This window comes from Streptomyces tricolor, assembly GCF_002155905.1.
Lineage (GTDB): Bacteria > Actinomycetota > Actinomycetes > Streptomycetales > Streptomycetaceae > Streptomyces > Streptomyces tricolor.
Genome location: NZ_MUMF01001069.1, coordinates 1 through 969 on the forward strand (window position 1 = coordinate 1; position 969 = coordinate 969).

Sequence of the window (969 nt, forward strand, 5' to 3'; positions counted from 1 at the left end):
GCTGGCGCATCTGGCCGGACGGTGGCGCGTCGAGCGCACGGTGCGGGATCTGGCGAGCGGGGCCGAAGGCCGCTTCACCGGGACCACCGTCTTCAGCGCGCTGGACGGCGGCGGGCTGCTGCACGAGGAGTCCGGCACCTTCACCTGGCAGGGCGTGGCCCGGCCGGCCCACCGGACGCTGCGGTTCCTGCCGGGTCCGACGCCCGGCCGGGCGGACGTGCGGTTCGCGGACGGGCGGCCCTTCCACGAGCTGGACCTGACCGCCGGGCGGTACGTCGCCGACCATCCCTGCGCGGCCGACCTCTACCGGGGCGAGTTCACCGTCCGGGACGCCGACCGCTGGCGCACGGTGTGGCGGGTCGGCGGCCCGGCGAAGGACCTCGTCCTCACCACCGACTACGTCCGCGAGCGCTGAGCCGGCGTCCCGTCGAGGCGGAGGTTCCAGCGGCCCGAGCGGCCGGTGACCGTGGTCGTCGACAGCGGGCGGACGTCGATGTTCCAGTAGGTCGCGGGCGGCGCCTTCAGGGCGTAGACCAGCGCCGCCCGGATCACGGACGGCTCGGCCACGGCGACGATCCGGCCGCCGTCCTCCACCGGCCGGGTGTCCAGCCAGCCGCCGACCCGGGAGACGAAGCCCAGCAGGGACTCGCCGCCGTGCGGGGCGGAGCGCGGGTCGGCGAGCCAGGAGTCCACCGCCTGCGGCTCGCGCGCCATCGCCTCCCCCAGCGTCAGCCCGCGCCAGCGGCCCATGTCGCAGTCCCGCAGCGCGAGCTGGACCAGCGGGGCGTACCCCAGGGCGTCGCCGGTGGCCCGGCTGCGCGGGGTCGGCGAGCAGTAGCGCAGCTCGGCCGCCGCCAGCGGCAGCAGGTCCCCGGCGACGCGCTGCACCTCGTCCCAGCCGCCCTGGTCCAGCGGCCGGTCGTCCTGGAAGCGCTCGGCGAGCGGCTGCGCACCGCGCGCGGCGGCGAC

The 969-nt window shown here is 77.4% G+C and carries 2 protein-coding genes; one reads left to right on the forward strand and one right to left on the reverse strand.

What is annotated here, in order from left to right:
- Window position 1 precedes the first annotated feature (1 nt).
- Entirely contained in the window at window positions 2-415 is a 414-nt protein-coding gene (locus tag CCN44_RS42770) for a DUF6314 family protein (RefSeq protein WP_086704667.1), read from the forward strand.
- On the opposite strand, the gene CCN44_RS42775 is transcribed toward CCN44_RS42770, so the two are convergent.
- Window positions 397-969 (reverse strand): histidine phosphatase family protein (locus CCN44_RS42775; protein ID WP_086704670.1); only part of this gene is annotated, 573 nt, incomplete at its 5' end. The genes CCN44_RS42770 and CCN44_RS42775 overlap by 19 nt on opposite strands.